This is a genomic window from bacterium, from assembly GCA_016702305.1.
Taxonomy (GTDB): Bacteria; Electryoneota; RPQS01; order RPQS01; family RPQS01; genus JABWCQ01.
The window spans coordinates 305,758-322,667 of record JADJEH010000002.1 but is presented as its reverse complement, the minus strand read 5'-3'; the positions used below and the strand labels follow the sequence as shown (position 1 = coordinate 322,667).

The following is a 16,910-nucleotide window of genomic DNA, read 5'->3' as shown; positions in this document are numbered from 1 at the left end:
ACTTTAATTGTCATATTTGCAAAGGGATAGCTTTACGTTATGGTTGAAATGAGAGTCTATTATCGCTATATTTATGCACGAAAAGAGTTCAAACATTCGTTTCGTCAACTATCGTCGGATCAAAAGGACTAAAATCATGAAGTTCATTCGCTTTGCTATCGCCCTGTGCTGCCTGATGGCTGTTGCCAACTGGGCCATTGCGCAAGACGCCGCCAAGACCCCCGCCTACGTTGGATCGGGCAAGTGCAAGATGTGCCATAAGGGTGAGAAGAATGGCAGCATCTATGAAACATGGCTCGAAACCAAGCATGCCAAGTCCATGGAAAGCCTGAAGGCTAAAGGGGAAGACAAGAATCCGGAATGCCTCGCCTGCCATACGACCGGTCATGGCACGGCCAGCGGTTTCGGCGCGGACACCAGCCTCGTAGGCGCAGAAGACCTCGGCGCCGTGGGATGCGAAGTGTGCCACGGTCCGGGCTCGGAATACAAGTCCAAGAAAGTCATGGAGTCGCACGAGGCCTCCCTCGCGGCCGGCATGATTGTCCCGAATGAAGCCACGTGTACCAAGTGCCATAACGAAAAATCACCGACCTTTAAGGGCTTCAAGTATGATGAAGCCCTGGCGAAGATCGTTCACAAAATTCCGGAAAAGGCCGACAGCACGGCGAAGACCAATTAGCCGCCGCCTTCTCCCGTTGACAGGACATTTTGGCGCGGGAGCGCGACGGCATGTGTGATTCTTATCACACCGCCGCGCTCCCGCGCTGTCTTATCGGGAAACGACTATGAATATCACCCGCAGAGACTTTCTCAAATTAGCCGGAGTCGCAGGGACCCGCCTCGCAGCGGCAACCGCGCCGGCGACCGCCTTGGCCAGCGTCGAGGAGTTTGAAGGCAACCCCGAGCGGTTCGGAGTGCTGGTGGACACGACGCTTTGCATCGGACATAACTGCCGCCGCTGCGAATTGGCCTGCGCCAAAGAAAATGATCTACCGGCGCTCGACAAGCCGCCGGAAGACGCGTCGGTCTTCGATGAACGCCGCCGCACCCACCCGAACCAGTTTACCGTCGTCAATCGCTTTCCGGGGCATTCGCCGGACAGCCCGATTTACGCAAAAAAGCAGTGCATGCACTGCGACGAACCAGCCTGCGCTTCCGCCTGTCTGGTCGGGGCCTTCACCAAGTCGGATGCCGGCGCCGTGCAGTACGATGCCAGCGTCTGCATCGGCTGCCGCTACTGCATGGTGGCCTGTCCGTTCGACATCCCAACGTATGAATATGACCGTGCACTGTCTCCGCGAGTGAGAAAGTGCACTTTTTGTTTAGAGACGCGGCTCGGACAGAACAAGCCGCCCGCGTGCGTAGAAGCGTGTCCCCGCGAAGTGATGACCTTTGGCAAGCGCGACGATCTCGTCAAGGTCGCGCGGCAAAAAATCGCGCGGCACCCGGACAAGTATGTAGATCACATTTACGGAGAGCATGAAGTCGGCGGAACGAGTTGGATGTACTTGTCAAGCGTTCCGTTTGAACAGATCGGTTTCCGCACCGATCTCGGTACCCGTCCGTATCCCGAACTGACGCGCAACTATCTGTCCGCCGCGCCGCTTGTCATGGCGATCTGGCCGACGTTCTTCCTGTCGGTCTACCTGTTCACCCAACGCAAAGAGCAGTTGGCCAAAGATCAGGCGAAGGACACCGCGAAGAACGGAAAGGGGCACGCGTAATGGCCGTCCCAACTCCCTTAACTCCCGATGCGCCCGCCCGCGACTTTGTCCGGGACAAGATATTCCTGGGGCGCACGCCGAAGGAGTATTTCCAAAGTCTGTTGACGCCGGGCCACGCGATTGCGGCCCTGATTCTGGCCGTCGGTATTCCTGTTACGTTTCAGCGTTTCACGCAAGGCATGGGCGCGATTTCGAACTTGACGGACGCAAACCCATGGGGTATTTGGATCGGTATTGATGTCCTGTGCGGCGTTGCGCTGGCGGCCGGTGGGTTTATCATCGGCACGATCACACACATCTTCGGCATGAAAGAGTACCGTCCGCTGGTCAGGCCCGCGATTCTTACGGGCTTTCTGGGCTACGCATTGGTCGTGTTCGGTCTGATGTACGATTTAGGACGTCCGTGGCGGCTTCCCTATCCGATGGTGTGGTCGTTTGGCACGAGTTCCGTGATGTTTGAAGTCGGCTGGTGCGTCGCGCTGTACCTGTTCTGCCAGTTCATCGAGTTCTGGCCACCGTTACTCGAATGGCTCGGAGCCCGGCAACTGCGCGAAGTCGCCGTCAAGTTGACGCTCGGTGCGACCGTCATGGCCGTCGTTCTGTCCACCTTACACCAATCGTCGCTCGGCGCACTGTTCTTGATTATGCCCGGACGGCTGCACCCGCTGTGGTACAGCATGTATCTGCCGGTATTCTTCCTGATCTCAGCGGTTGCCGGCGGTATCGGCATGATCATCTTCGAGTCCACTTTGTCGCATCGCTACTTCAAGAACCAGACAAAACACTTCAGCCACCATGACTTGAACAACCTCACGCTGGGCCTGGCCAAGGGCGGCGCCATGGTGCTGTACATGTACTTCTGGCTGAAGATCATCGGCATCGCGCACGAGCACCAATGGTCGCTCCTGTTCTCGGGTTACGGCGCCTGGTGGTTGGTTGAAGTGCTGGGCTTCATTCTGGCACCCGCCTTTCTGTTCCTATTGGCCGTGCGGCGCATGAATGCCTTTTACGCCCGCATCGCCGCAGTCTGGACGGTGCTTGGGCTGATCCTGAACCGCTTGAACGTCTCGGTCATTTGCCTGAACTACACCTTGACCGAACGCTACGTGCCGCATTGGAAAGAGATCACCGTCACCGTGATGATTATCACGATCGGCGTGCTGATCTTTAAGTTTATCGTCAACCGGATGCCGATTCTGGTCGCGCACCCGGATTATGCCGCGGACGAACACTAACCCGCGAGCCAACTATGCATTCATTACACGAATTCACCGTGGTGACGCAGGCCGGCGAGTATCTCACCGCCATCATTGGCCTGCTCTCCTTCATTCCGTTTTGGAAGGCCTTGAACAAGCGCCCCCGCCGTCGCTGACGCGCTTGTCTCCTCGGTTCCGATTATGAAGACCTACTTAGTACTGATACTTGTCCTGCTCTGGACCATGCTGCCGCCGACCGAAGCCAAACAGGCCGGTCCCGCGAACGGCTGCGGCGAATGCCACGCATGCAGCACACCGACCGAAAAAGATCCCTGTCTGCGCGGCTGCCCGCGCCCGCGAACGACTCAGAAAGAGCTCGGCATGGGCCCGGATGAGATCGTGATCAATGAGATCGAAAGCGAATACGAGCCGGTTCACTTTGCCCACCGGCTGCACGCCGGGATGACGGCCATGGACCGCGGCTGTCAGGATTGCCACCACTTCCAAGAAGTGGGCGGCATCACCGCATGCAAGAACTGCCATCCGGCAGATGCGGCTGATGAGAATCTGGAACAGCCGAGTTTGAAGGGCGCTTATCACCGTCAATGTCTTGGCTGTCACCAGGATTGGAGCCATGACACCGCCTGCGAAATCTGCCATGTTAAGAAGGGGCAGGAGCCGACGATGTCCCGCATGTCGCAATCTCCGGGGAGCAAGCTCGCCGGACTGGTTGAACCGGAGAAGAAAGTGTGGAACTCTACTTACGGCGGCGGTACCGTCGTGACGCTGTTCCATCGCAATCATACTGAAAAATACGGTGTCAGCTGCGCGTCGTGCCATCACGCTGAAGGCTGCGCCGTCTGTCACGCCAAAGAGCAGAAGACGGCGGAGATTCGCCATAGCGAAGAGGCGCTGCATTCGATCTGCAACACCTGCCATGCGGAGATGAGCTGCGATCAATGCCACCTTAAGCAAGAAGCGCAGGCCTTCTCACACAGCCGCACGGGCTGGCCGCTAAAGAGTTATCACGAGCGCCTTAGCTGTCGCCGCTGCCACGGCAGTCCCACGCATTTCACCAAGCCCGCCTCGGGCGAATGCTCGACGTGTCACAAGCCGTGGGATCCGAAGACCTTCAAACACGAGCATACCGGACTGGCATTGAGTGAAACTCACGCCGATACCGATTGCGCGGAATGCCACGTGGGCGGCAACTACGCCGTCGCACCTACCTGCAACAGTTGCCACGACGAGGACACCGCATTCCCAGCGGCCTTGCCCGGCAAGAAGCTAAAATAAGCACATGAACGCCCTTCTGTCCCTCCTACTGCTGTTCTGCCTGGCGCTGCCGTTGCAAGCCGCGCCTGATAACGCAACTTGCATCGAGTGCCACTCCGATGGCACCTTGACGCGGACCAACGCCGACGGCTCGGTCACCTCGTTGACCGTGACCGACGATTCGCTCAAGCACTCCAAGCACTCCAAACTTGCGTGCGTGGAATGCCACGCTGACCTGAAGAATTTCGATGACTGGCCGCACCCTGAGCGACTCGCCGCCGTGAACTGTGCCGGCTGTCACAAGGAACCGGCCGCACAGGTCGCCGCGGGCGGACATGAGGGCGTTCTGAAGTGCGCAGCCTGTCACGGCACGCACAATATCTCGGGCGCCGGAGACGTGGGCACCAAGACTGCCAAAGCGAAGATAGATCAGACGTGCGCGACTTGCCATAACCGCATGCACGCTCCGGAAGGCGGACGTACCGCCTCTTATGCGAGTTACGATGTCGGTATTCATGGACAGCTGCACAAAGCAGGCAAAGAAGGACTGCCGTCGTGTACTGACTGCCATACGGCGCACTCCGTGCATTCAGAAAAGCGCCAGTCCGACAAACTTGAGGACGCATGTTTGAGTTGCCACCAAGCCGTGGCCGAGGAATTCAAGCAGTCGGTGCACGCGCAATTCAGGGAAGGGCGCAACCTGTCCCATTGTTTCGAGTGCCACGGTGAGCATCGCAGTCGCGCACCGTCGGACACGACGCTGCGTGTTACAAACGAATCGCCTGCCGAAGCCACATGCGGCGCTTGCCACGCCGAATCGGTCGCGCGCTACAACCTGAGCCTGCATGCCTACGCGCTCGAAAGCGGATCGCCGCGCGCTCCACGCTGCGAAAGCTGCCACGGCGCGCACAATATCCGGCGCATCTCCGATCCGGCGTCACCGATGCACCGGTCCCGGCAAGTTGAAACCTGCGCAAAATGTCACAGCCAGGTGGGTATCGGTCTCGACCCGGAAGTGCGTCTGCCGCGCTCGTTTGAGAACTTCCTCGAAAGCACGCACGGTAAACTGCTCAAGGAAGGCAATCCTGACGTGCCGGTTTGCATTGATTGTCACGGCGGACATGCGATTCGCGGCAGCAACAATCCGGAATCCACAATTGCGCATATCAACATTGACAAGACGTGCGGTCGCTGCCACTCGAGCGAGCAGGAGCAGTATCGCGTTTCCATCCACTATCGCGCCCTGCAGAGCGGCGTGGATGACAGCCCGACCTGCACAGGATGTCACGGTGAGCACCTGCTGATATCGCCGAAGGATCCGCGCAGCAAGGTCAGCCACGACAAGATCGCTCTGGAAACGTGCGGCAAGTGCCACGAGAATCCTGACATCATTCGCAAGTATGGCTTGGCTCCGGATGTCGTCTCGACTTACACCGACAGCTACCACGGTTTAGCTACGAAAGCTAAGTCCAAGAACACGCCCTCGTGCACTGACTGTCATGGAGCACACGCCGTTCGGACGGCCGCCGATAGTTTGTCGAGCATTCACCCGGCGAATGTCACGCGCACATGTGCCGAATGTCATCCTAAGGCAGATGCGAACTTTTCGCAATCCTACACGCACAAGGCACTACAGCCGATTGAAGGCGGTGCGCAGTGGTGGATCGCGCGCATCTATTGGATCATGATTTTCGCCGTGATCGGTGGCATGGTCGTGCACAACCTGCTGATCCTGAACTACCATATGATCAAAGCGCGCGAACATCAGACCGCGGGCAAAAAGGTGACGCGGTTTGACCGCCATCAGATCATCCAGCACATGATTCTCTCGATTACCTTCATTCTGCTGGCGGTGACAGGCTTTGCATTGAAATTCCCGGACGCATGGTGGGTCAAGATGCTCTCGATGGTTGGCTTCACCGAAGGTTTCCGCAGCGTGACGCACCGCGTTATGGCCATCGGACTCATCATCTGCTCTGTTTACCATATCTGGTACCTTTTCCGCACGCGCCGCGGCCGCGAAGAATGGTCGGCCATGTTGCCCGCCAAGCACGACGTAACGGAACTGCGCGACAATTTGGCTTATCATCTAAACAAGAGCGATGAACCCGCCAAGTTTGATCGGTATGACTATTCGCAGAAAGCTGAGTACTGGGCGCTGATTTGGGGTACCATTCTGATGATCGCGACCGGATTTGTGCTGTGGTTCCCGGCCCAATTGTCGCCGATTCTTCCCGCGTGGGCGGTGCCCGTGTGCCAGACGATTCACCTTTACGAAGCGTGGCTGGCTACGTTAGCCATCGTAGTGTGGCACTTCTTCTTCGTGATCTTCCACCCTGAAGAGTATCCCATGAGCTGGACCTGGCTGACCGGTAAGATCTCGCTGGACTTGGTCAAGCATCGCCACCGCCGCTGGTATGACAAGATCGTGAACACCGACGAGGTGACGGACGACGATTCGCCCTCCCAACCTGACAAAGACAAACACTAAGACGCCGGTTCGATGAATAAAGCAATCACCTTCCTGCTCTCGTCCATTGTCGCGCTGCTGTGCGCGGCCACTCCTTTGTACTCGCAATCAAACAACGATTGCATGGACTGCCACAGCGATCCCGCGATGACGATGGAAACTCTGACGGGGCCCAAATCGGTCACCGTGACGAGCGACAGTTTAAAGGGGTCTGTGCATGAGGGCCTGGATTGCATTGACTGCCACACCGATCTCAAAGGCGTGGATTTCCCGCATGAGCGGCCCCGCCATGTGAATTGCGGCGGCTGCCACGAAGAGGCCATGAAGATGTTCATGGCGGGTTTCTTCAACAAACTGAATGACATGGGGTTCCGCGGCGTGCCCGAATGCTCGGACTGCCACGGGTCGCATAGCATCCGTGAACATGCCGATTCGCGGCGCGTCTGCGGCATCTGCCACCGCAACGAGCTCGCCGCGTTCGACAAGAGTGTGCACTCGCGCAACGGCAAGGCTGCCAACGCTGAGATGAGCTGCACATCCTGCCACGACCCGCACTTCAAGTCGAAGCGCGATAGCATGACGACTGCCCAATGGCATCAGTACAGTATTCGCGGCTGCATGGATTGCCACAAGAAGGAGTCGCAAAATTATGTGGCGAGTCAGCACTATCATAAGATACAAGCGGGCGATGTAAACGCGCCGAATTGCGTTTCTTGCCACGGCGAGCACGATATATTGTCGCCCGCGGATCCCGCTTCGCATACGTCCGTGGATCGGCTCGACGCCTTGTGCGCGACGTGCCACAAAGGTTACGAAGAGTCATTGCATCGCAAGGACAGCGTGGACGCCCGCCTGATGACATGCGTGGCCTGTCATACCGGACACCAGACGCAAATGGTTCACGCTTCGGGCGGCATCTTCCGTGAGGAACTACCGGCTACGTGCAACCGCTGTCACAGCGACGAACGGCATGCCAAAGAGTTTCTCGCGCACGGCAAAGTCATGACCGAAACTGAAGCGGGCGGCGTGGCGAACTGCACGCAGTGCCACGTCTATCACTTCAACCGTAAGGTCGAGGGGCAGGAGCCGCGTTCGAATTTGCGCATGCAGTGCGAAAACTGCCACTCAAGAGAGTATCAAGAGTACATGCGTTCGGAGCATGGCATGGCGCATGCGAAGGGACACACTGAGGCGCCTACCTGCATCACCTGCCACGGCGAAAAGGACATCAAAAAGGTCAGCGACGACATGCTGCCGCGGCACATCATTGACATGTGCAGCAAGTGCCATGGCAATCGCGAGTTCGCCCTCAAATTCCAGTTGAATCCCGAGGTGGTGCGGTCATATGAACGTACCTACCACGGTCAGGCGTACAATCTGGGCTATCAAGGCGACGAGTTCGCGACTTGCGTCAACTGTCACGGCAACCATGACATCCGGTCGCAGGATGATCCTGAATCGAAAGTCAGCCGGGAAAAAATCGTTCAGACCTGTGCGCGCTGTCACAAGGATGCTAACGAGAACTTCGTGCAGTTCCTGTCGCACTATGACCCGCACGGCGGGTCGGAGGGCGCGACGGCGCCGCAACGCAATGTCACTGTGGCTGAGAAGTTCATGACCTCGCTGCTGTTCTTTGTGTTCGGCTTCTTCGGCCTGCACACGGTGCTGTGGTTCATCCGAGAAATTGCCGCGGGGCGACCGAAACGCAGTCCCGAAGCGGTGCGCAAATGGGTACGACGCTTTGATCCGTGGCAGCGCACTCTGCATATTACGCTTGCCTCGAGCTTCCTGCTGCAGGCGATGACCGGACTGCCGCTGAAATTCTCGCATAGCTCCGCCGCCTATTGGATCACGAGCAATGTCATTGAATTGCGGACCATGGCGGTCATTCACCGGGTCGGCGCCATCATAATGATCGCGACCTTCGTGCTGCATGTTCTGTCGCTGCTCTATGCGTTTCTCGTTCAGCGTAAAAAGGGGCTGTTCTACGGCGAAGGCTCGATGACGCCCAACCCGCAGGACGCCAAAGACATGTGGGCCCACTTCAAGTACTTCCTCGGATTGGGACCCAAACCCAAATTTGGCAAATTCACGTATTGGGAGAAGTTCGACTACTTCGCGGTGTTCTGGGGCGTGGTGATTATCGGTTCGAGCGGTTTCATTCTCTGGTACCCTGAATTCTTCACGCAGCTTCTGCCCGGCTGGATGATCAATCTCGCGCATATCGTCCACAGCGAGGAGGCGCTGCTCGCGACGGCCTTCATCTTCACCGTGCACTTCTTCAACGGACACCTGCGACCCGCGAAATTCCCGCTCGACGACGTTATCTTCACGGGCCGTGAGTCTACCGAAGAGTTGGAACGCGAACGCCAACGCGAAGTCGAGCATCTTACGAGCCACGGCAGTCTGGACGACCATGTCATTCCGCCGATGAAGCGCTGGCACAAACTTGCGTTGTTGACGTGGGGCTGGACGGCGTTCTTGACGGGCTTGATCGTACTCGTGTTCATTGTATATTCGATGTTCTTCTAATCGTCCGCACTTCGACTAAAAGCAAGCGGCCCGGTACTAAATGTACCGGGCCGCGCTGTTCTCAAACGGCGGATGGCGAGATCGCGTTAGAGTACTACGGGAATATCGCGTTCACCGTGCCATTAACGTGCAGCGTGTCGCCCGGCACGAAGCGGATGAAGTTCGCATCATTGTAGTTGGAACTCGGGTCCACATTCGGGTGACAATGATGGCACTGGTTGTCAGTCGGATGGAACGGCGACTGCGGCGGTACCTGATGGCATGAACGGCAAGCGTTCAACGTCTGACCGGTCTTCCATTGCACGGAAACCATCGGCGCACCTTGATGCAGATTCGAGTGGCACCACGTCGCACAATTGCTGTTGTCATAAGACACCGGGTAACCATTGGCCGTTGCGATGCGGGCATCGGCATAGCCAATATCGGCGGGTAATGTGTCAATGTGATCCAATCCGGCGACGCGATGATGACATTCCGTGCAGGCATAGCGGGCATGCGCTGAGTGTGCACCGGGATTTTCGCTGCCGAGCGGTCGAGTCGTCGTGGGCGGCATGCCGTGGCATGTGTTGCAAGCCGCGGGTCCGCCCTGCTGCGTGTGGCACTCATTGCAGCTGGCACCGGTGCGTCCACCGGTGAAGTCCACGCCGTGGCAGGATTGGCATGAGCTGATCGCCGCCCAGTTTTCCGTGTTTGTGAAACGCTGCGGATGCGACTCTCCAAAGCCCTCGACATGCGGGTAAGCATGGCAGTCGTAACAAGCTGTTCCAACCGTCGGGACAGTTTCTTCCTGCTCCGGGCCGTTGTCGAAGCCTTGGGCAGAGCCGCTAAGCGCATGGCAACCCAAACAACTTTCTCCTGAACTGGAGATTGCCGCTTGACCATGCCATTCGGAGCTATAGGGGTCCATCCAGCCGGTTGGATGTGAATCGTAATCCGAGGTCACACGATCTTCTGAGCAGGAGACAAAGGCGACGGCCACGACGGCTATCGCAATGAACGCGAATGTGAGTGGTTTACTTCGCATGGCACCTCGCGCACGTTGGTTCGGAATTCGGAGTGTCGTGGCAGGACATGCAGCTTTCCAAATCAAACTCCGCCGATTCGCCGTGCGTGCCGCCGTTCGGCGTGACGAATCCCGGTCGGAAGTGATCAGTTGGCAGCACATTCAAGTCACGATGGCAATCGAGACAGAAGCTGCGCTGCTCGTGGCACGTGCCGCAGCGCATGTCACTCAAGTGAGCGTCCTGTCCGTGACTGTTCAGGTAGTTGCGCGGATGCGGATTAACCACCGCATCGCCCTGATGGCAACCTTGGCAATCCAGTGCGCTGCCCGAGGCATGGCACATCGCGCAATTGGCGTTAGCCTCGCTGCTCGCACCGCCATGACGCTGCACCCAGAGCACGTTGTGATCGGCGGGTTTCAGATTTTCCTTCGGCAGGTGACAGGTGTTGCATTCCATCGCCACCGCGCGCGCGCTGTGACACTTCATGCAATCGGCCATGCGCGGGAAGTGATTGACCTGTTCGTCAAGGTTCGTATGGCAGGCGCTGCATTCCAGCTTGGCCATGTCGAGATGCCGTTTGTGACGAAAGATCGCGCTGTAATCGGTAATGGCTTTGAAGACGAAGCCGTCCATCGGTTCGCCAAGCGCCACGCCCTTGTTGGCAACGTCGTCTGCGGCGTGGCAATCACTGCACACGCTCCACTTCGGCAACAGATTGTCCGTTCCTGCCACGCTTTCCTTGACGCCAACGTGGCAGACCGCGCACTCCATATCGGCGTGCGCACTATGCCGGAAAGCGGTGGGCAGCGCGCCGCCGGAGCCAACGAGCGGATAATCGCCCGCGAACAGGCTCGTTGCCGCGCACAGTAAGATAATCACGACTCGCATCATTGCTCACCTCCCAGCTTCGTACGGAAGCTCGTCGAAAGTGAGAGCAGCGCGCGCCAGTCTTCACTGTGATACTGATTCTTCAAATGCTCGACCCGGCAACCTAAACTGAACATGCGCTGCGGCGACCAGCTCAGCCCGCCGTAGATGACCTGCGCTTCGGTGTTGGGGCGAACTTCGCTGTTGGAGCCGCGTGAGTAATCGAATCCCGCGTGTGCTTCGAAATTCGCGAAGCTGCGGCGGCTGAACCCGTAGAAGCCGTCCATGTCACCTTCTCCGGCCGACAGCCAGTGGGTGTAACCGACCTCGCCGTATTCATCGCCCAGACCGAGACGCGTCTTGTAGAGCATGTCGCCTTCCTTCATCACGACGTAGCCCATACCGGTCGCGTAGATGCGCCTGTACAGCGTGTACTGCGCACCGCCGCGCGCCGAGGTCGTTTTGGCTTCTTCGAGAAACATCGCAAAGAACGAATCTTCGAAGACGCGCGGGGTTTGCGAACGCGCGTCCAGAGAAATCTGTAACCGTTTCGTCGCGTCCCAGTAGGCCGCAAACTGCGCCGTTTCGATAGACGACTGTTCGAGATTCATGTGGAGCCGCGCGCGCAGCGTGACGTTCTCGACCCGGCGGCAATGGAAGTCAATTCCAGCGCCGCTGTACAGAACATCGCCGTCCTTGCTGACATACGAATACGAGAAGCCCAACTGCCGCGGCCCAAACCGCGCGCGAAGATTCATGCCGGCCGTGAAACCGCCTTCAGGATTGCGCTCGTCCAAACTCAAGGACGTTTGCGGCCGTGCGCCGCCGTAGATGCGCAAATCGGTCTTGCGGCTGAAGGCATAGCTACTCCACAGACCGAGCAGATTGCCGCGGCCAATGCCTTCGTTCAGCCACTGCTGCCCCGCGCGAACCTCCCACGGAGAAGCATCCGGTTTCCAAATCAGTAGGGCACGGCTGACCCGAACTGCGGCGGTGCCGTTATCGTCGCCGTTCTGAAAATCGGCGAAGCCGCGCCAGGTGCTTTCAAAGTTCCACGCACCGCCGCCGAAACGGTGGACGTTGAGGCTGAGCAGCGGCACCACCTGCACGTGATCAACGGAATCATCGCGCAAGTAGGACCAAAGTCCGAAGCGCCCGGTTACGGCCGCCGCGTGGGCGGACTCGATGGGCCACAGCACAATTGTGCTCAGCATGAGTGACAGGAGAAGTCCTGCCTGCAACTGTTTTCGTCGCATGTGTACCGTTAGTTACAAGTGTGGCAATGCGGCGGCAGGTCGCTGCCTGCCGCCGCATGCGGGGTCTATCGAAGTATGATACTACTTCTTGGCCAGAATCGCGTCCGACGGATCGGTGTAACCCGGGCCGCCCGGCGACACGTATTCGATCGCGTTCGTCAACAGCGAATGCGCGTAGGTGTAGTTGTGTACGCCCATCGAGCCTTCGTTCAAGACAAAGAACCACGCATACCCCGCTTCGCGCTGCGCGCGAGTCGTATGGAGCGTGTCCATGTACGGCTGCGTGCCGTTGTTCGGCAACAGCGCCATGAGCTCGTTCATCTGATTCTGAATTTCCGTGCGGCGGCCGCGATAGTCAAAACCGTCCGCAGTAGCATGGCACTGGTTGCAGGCTTCAACGACCGGCGCGAAGCTATGGCCGTGGTAGTCATGACCAGGCGTGTCGCCCGGAATGGTGTGGACGTGACATGTCACGCACATGTCTTCCAGCGACGCTTCGCCGATCACGACATCCGGCTGGTGCACGGATTCACGTTCATAGGTATAGCCCGGAATTTCGTACGAGCCGTAACCGATCAACATGTCGGCCTGCGGACTGCCGTGCGGACCGGGGCGCGGCGTACCGTTGTTGATCTGGCCATTGATGTTGTTGACGTCACGGCGGGCATGGTGGCACTGCGCACACAACGCGCCCTTACCGAAGCTCAACAGGCCCAGTTCTTCATTGGGCACCCACAGCGTGTCCGGATGGTCCGGGCCCGCGTAGACAATCGGGAATTCGGCCAAACCGCGCAGGTAGGCCGGATTGTTGTCGGCGTCATAGGAATGCACGTCGTGGCAGGTCGCGCACGACACTTGATACGCTTCAGCCGGCACTTCGCGATCCGCCCAGTCGGCGTCCCACTTCTTGATGAAGCCTTCAGACGTGTGGCAGAAGTTACAGGTCGAGCGGTTGAACTCGGTGTTGAATTCTTCAATGCCACCCGCGCGTTCGATGGCCGTACCGTGGGCAGACGGCTGATACTCTTCATATTGCGAGTGGCAGCGGTTGCACGTCTCACCCGTGACGACCAATTCGATGTCCGGCTCGTGCGACGAGAAGTCCGGCCCCATCGGTCCGTGGCAGGCTTCACAGGTCACGTTGCGCAGATTCGGATTCGGATAGTCGTCGTAGCCTGCGTTGTCCACGCCCGGCGTGATGATCGAGCCGTCAAAGGCCACGATGTCATCCCAACCGGTGGTGTGGCACTGCAAACAGTACGGATTGTTCTCGGAACTCGATGCGACCAGTGACTGATAGGCTTCAGCGTGATGCGTGCCCTCCCAGCCGCTGACCTTGGCCTCATGGCAATGGCTGCAACGGTTGGCGTTGTCACCCAGGAAGCTCGGCGTCACCGACGGAACATAAGTGTTCACGCCGACTCGCACAATCCCGCTGACGCTGCCGTCATTGTCAGTCACAGTGACGCTGATTTCGTACAGGCCAATACCACTCGGCGGCGTGTAGTTCGTGACCGGCGCTGTCGGCGTGCTCAACGTGCCCGCCGTGGCCGTCCACGCGTAGGTCATGGCATCGCCATTGGGGTCATAGGCACTCACGAACAACGTCGTGCTTTCGCCCGTACCCACGGAGTCCGGTGCCGCGACAACAACCGTGATGATCGGCGGCATGTCCGGATTCGTACCGGATGGACCCGCCGGTCCTTGATCTCCTTCACAACCGATGAAGGCCAGGCCGGCCACCAGCAAGCCGGCAATAATAAACAACGCTGGGTGTAATGTGTTTCTTTTCATCTTCTGCATCCCTTATCGGGTCCTCTTCCCGTTAATGGTTGCTCCGGCGTTCGGCCGGAAAAAACAGACCCCCTGCCGCACGTGCGTCAGGGGGTTATGTATTGTGGATAATACTTGTCAGATTCGAAGCAGCATTCGGCATTCGCCGTAAGAAGCGGCGAGTGATGCGAACAGTAATGTCGTGTAGTTCGGTTAATCATGTTGTGCCCGAATGCGTCCACTCGTGCTTATCACGAGTCTCCGCACGCATAGTACACAATTTTCGTTCCAAGAGCAAGGTCACTTATGATTATCGTGACCCGGTGGGCAGGCCGCAAATGGGCTCAAGTGCCGATTATTCAGTTAACCGGACTAACCCACTCGTATTCTAAGAATGTGGATAAGGAGGCTCACTCAAGTAAGTTCTTGCCTGAAAGCCCCTTTTCCGCCGGCCGTACCCCTTGGAATTCGGGTGTTATTCAATCAAATGATGGCCGATTTTAGCCGGTCATGAGTGGCAATTTGCCTACCTCATTGCTTATTGACCGGCCGCACGATGCTCGCGAATAAAGCGGTTGATTTCGTCCCGTTCGAATAAAATGACCTTGCGTGACAAACGCACGCATTTCAGGCGGTCTTCCCGCACCCAGCGCATGATCGTTGTGCGGTGAACACGTCCCAGCAGTTCTGCGGCCTCGGAGAGGGTGAGCAACCCCTGCGGCGAATCTTGATTCGCTCGCGGCGTCATTACCCCATCCGCTCGAGTACTCTTTAGCACCCGCGCACTTACAGTCGTCATGGGGTCTCCTTTCGCGGTAGTTCGCTTAGACTTTTTGGAGTTCATTGGGCAGCTCCGATGGATTCAAACCACCGCTTATAAAGTTGAGGATTATGCGCCGATCCGCTGCCATCTCGTGACAGCCAATCGGCCAACTGTTGATATTGTCTATACCGCTCGCTATCCACTCGATAGTGGGACTGAGCGGCATGTATAGCTTGGTTCAGGTCGCGCGCGCCGGTCTGCCAGCCGCGCAACGTATCCGCAAAGGTCTCATCATGACAGCCAATGCATAACGGCGTCACTTCGCGCGTCACGAGTGCTCCACTGGTCTCATGACAATCGGTGCAGGCGAAGTCCAACTCCTTCTTGAAAGACGGCGTGGCCCCGGCAAACACCGGAATGTTTCCATTGAACACCGCCGCCTGCGTGGTGTGGCACGATTCACACTTCGGCTTGCCGCTGGCCAACGGCTGATGGTGACAGGAATTGCACTTCGCATCCGGCATCACGATTTGCCCGTGGCGGTCGCTGCCCGTCGCGTGGCACTCTTCGCACTTGATGGCCGCCGTATGTTTGCGGTGGTCAAACGTCTGACCAGATCGCTGCACGACTGCGTCGCCGGCGGCTGGGTGGCAGGACGAGCAGCTCGTCCCCGAACCCGCGGGCTGTCCCGAAATGCGCGCCGCGAGATGCTCGATCAGCGCGGGATTGTGCAGCGGATTGCCCGCTTCATAGATGTCCAAGGCGCGCAGCATGGTGTCGCGCAAGCTCGGTTCCAAACCACCGAGGCGACCCTTCAACTCCTTCACGCGCCGATTCAGCGGTTCGTCCCAGCGCGCCCACAACTTGTCATAGTTGGCATCGTGGCAGGGCGTGCAGACAGGCTCGCTTCGTTGGCCGCCGCGCGTCATCGCGTGAATCTCGCCGACATGGCAGGATTCGCAGTCCATACCGGCGCGCGCCATTGTCGACGGCGCCAGCGGCAGCCCCGGCAGGTCACCCCGCCACACGCGCTCGACGGCATCGTCCGGACCACCATGACACTCACTGCAACGCCGCTGCTCGCCCGCGAATGCCACCGCCTCTTTGCCGTGGCGAATCTGGATGTGACAGGCCGTGCATTCGACCTTACGGTCCGTGACGTGTTTCTGATGCACGAATTCGTGATCGTCGTAGCGCTCGATGTGCTGCAGTTCCGAGTGGCACGAATTGCAGCGTTCACGCGGGACGAAACCGTCGCCGACAACTTCGCTGGCATGACAGCTCTGGCAGTCTACATGGCGCGCGAGCATCTGCGTATGATCAAAGCTCGTGTCCGCAGCCATCGTTCCAGTCGGCGGGTTGTGGCACTTGGTGCACCCGGACAAGGCTGTCGGAGCGCCGACAGAGTCGGGCTTAAAATGGCACGTGAAACAAGTTGACTCGTTCACGGTGATATGCTCGCCTTGCACGATATTCGAGTGACATGACGTGCAACGGAGCTGCTTCCCGCGGCGAATCTGCTCAAGGTGCGGCTTGTGGTCAAATTTCACGCCGCGAAAGTCCTCGGTGCTCTGCAATAGGCGGGTATCATGGCAGCCCTGGCGCAGGCAATTCGCGTCTTCGATTTCCGCCCACGGCTTCGAGCGTTTGTAGACGCCCGTGAAGTAGTTAGCCACCATGGAGAGAGCTAAGAACTTCGAGTGCACGGTGCCTTCGAGTCCCGGCGGAATGTGGCACTCCGTACACGTCACATTGTGGTGCGTGGACGTTTCCCAGGCCGCAAAATACGGCTCCATCACATGGCAGGATCGGCAAAACGAAGGCTGCGAGGTGACCTTGACAAAGAACAGCAGCGAAAACACGATGACGATTGACGAGGCGAACAGCACTAGACCGATTCGGCGTGGACCGAAACCGATTAAGCGCTTCCAGCCAACACCAAACAGCCAGAAGGGAAGCTTAATCGTTTCCCAGCAGGCCGCAAAAAATTCCTTAACTATCCAACTGAACTTGTTCATTTAAAGGGGCCAGTGGCCGAATCGGAAAAGGC

At 58.1% G+C, this 16,910-nt stretch carries 12 protein-coding genes; 6 read left to right on the top strand and 6 right to left on the bottom strand.

Annotated features, from left to right (window positions below; translation table 11 throughout):
* Positions 1–136 precede the first annotated feature (136 nt).
* From IPH10_05805 to IPH10_05780, 6 genes are all read left to right on the top strand, one after another.
* Positions 137–679 carry a cytochrome C554 gene (locus IPH10_05805; GenBank protein ID MBK6910433.1) on the top strand — a complete coding sequence of 181 codons (543 nt, stop codon included), beginning with the start codon at positions 137–139 and terminating at the stop codon, positions 677–679.
* Between the two features lie 106 nt (positions 680–785).
* A complete protein-coding gene (locus IPH10_05800; GenBank protein ID MBK6910432.1) occupies positions 786–1,724 on the top strand; it encodes a 4Fe-4S dicluster domain-containing protein in 939 nt (312 codons plus the stop codon).
* Positions 1,724–2,959 carry a polysulfide reductase NrfD gene (gene nrfD / locus IPH10_05795; protein ID MBK6910431.1) on the top strand — a complete coding sequence of 412 codons (1,236 nt, stop codon included), beginning with the start codon at positions 1,724–1,726 and terminating at the stop codon, positions 2,957–2,959. The genes IPH10_05800 and nrfD overlap by 1 nt, the downstream gene beginning before the upstream one ends.
* A gap of 162 nt (positions 2,960–3,121) precedes the next feature.
* Complete coding sequence (locus IPH10_05790) at positions 3,122–4,216, top strand: hypothetical protein (GenBank protein MBK6910430.1); 1,095 nt, start codon at positions 3,122–3,124, stop codon at positions 4,214–4,216.
* Positions 4,217–4,220: 4 nt separating this feature from the next.
* On the top strand, positions 4,221–6,686 hold the full coding sequence (locus IPH10_05785; protein ID MBK6910429.1) for a cytochrome b/b6 domain-containing protein: 2,466 nt from the start codon (positions 4,221–4,223) through the stop codon (positions 6,684–6,686).
* 12 nt (positions 6,687–6,698) lie between these two features.
* Positions 6,699–9,197: a cytochrome c3 family protein gene (locus IPH10_05780; GenBank protein ID MBK6910428.1), complete on the top strand. Its 2,499-nt coding sequence runs from the start codon at positions 6,699–6,701 to the stop codon at positions 9,195–9,197.
* A 94-nt stretch (positions 9,198–9,291) separates the two neighbouring features.
* On the opposite strand, the gene IPH10_05775 is transcribed toward IPH10_05780, so the two are convergent.
* From IPH10_05775 to IPH10_05750, 6 genes are all read right to left on the bottom strand, one after another.
* Complete coding sequence (locus tag IPH10_05775; GenBank protein ID MBK6910427.1) at positions 9,292–10,221, bottom strand: hypothetical protein; 930 nt, start codon at positions 10,219–10,221, stop codon at positions 9,292–9,294.
* Positions 10,211–11,092, bottom strand: coding sequence for a hypothetical protein (locus tag IPH10_05770; protein ID MBK6910426.1), 882 nt, complete (start codon positions 11,090–11,092; stop codon positions 10,211–10,213). The genes IPH10_05775 and IPH10_05770 overlap by 11 nt, the downstream gene beginning before the upstream one ends.
* A complete protein-coding gene (locus IPH10_05765) occupies positions 11,089–12,282 on the bottom strand; it encodes a hypothetical protein (protein ID MBK6910425.1) in 1,194 nt (397 codons plus the stop codon). The genes IPH10_05770 and IPH10_05765 overlap by 4 nt, the downstream gene beginning before the upstream one ends.
* A 123-nt stretch (positions 12,283–12,405) precedes the next feature.
* Positions 12,406–14,118, bottom strand: a complete 1,713-nt coding sequence (locus IPH10_05760; GenBank protein ID MBK6910424.1) for a hypothetical protein — start codon at positions 14,116–14,118, stop codon at positions 12,406–12,408.
* A gap of 517 nt (positions 14,119–14,635) precedes the next feature.
* Entirely contained in the window at positions 14,636–14,896 is a 261-nt protein-coding gene (locus tag IPH10_05755) for a helix-turn-helix domain-containing protein (GenBank protein MBK6910423.1), read from the bottom strand.
* 41 nt (positions 14,897–14,937) lie between these two features.
* Positions 14,938–16,878, bottom strand: a complete 1,941-nt coding sequence (locus IPH10_05750) for a NapC/NirT family cytochrome c (protein ID MBK6910422.1) — start codon at positions 16,876–16,878, stop codon at positions 14,938–14,940.
* Positions 16,879–16,910: the final 32 nt, after the last annotated feature.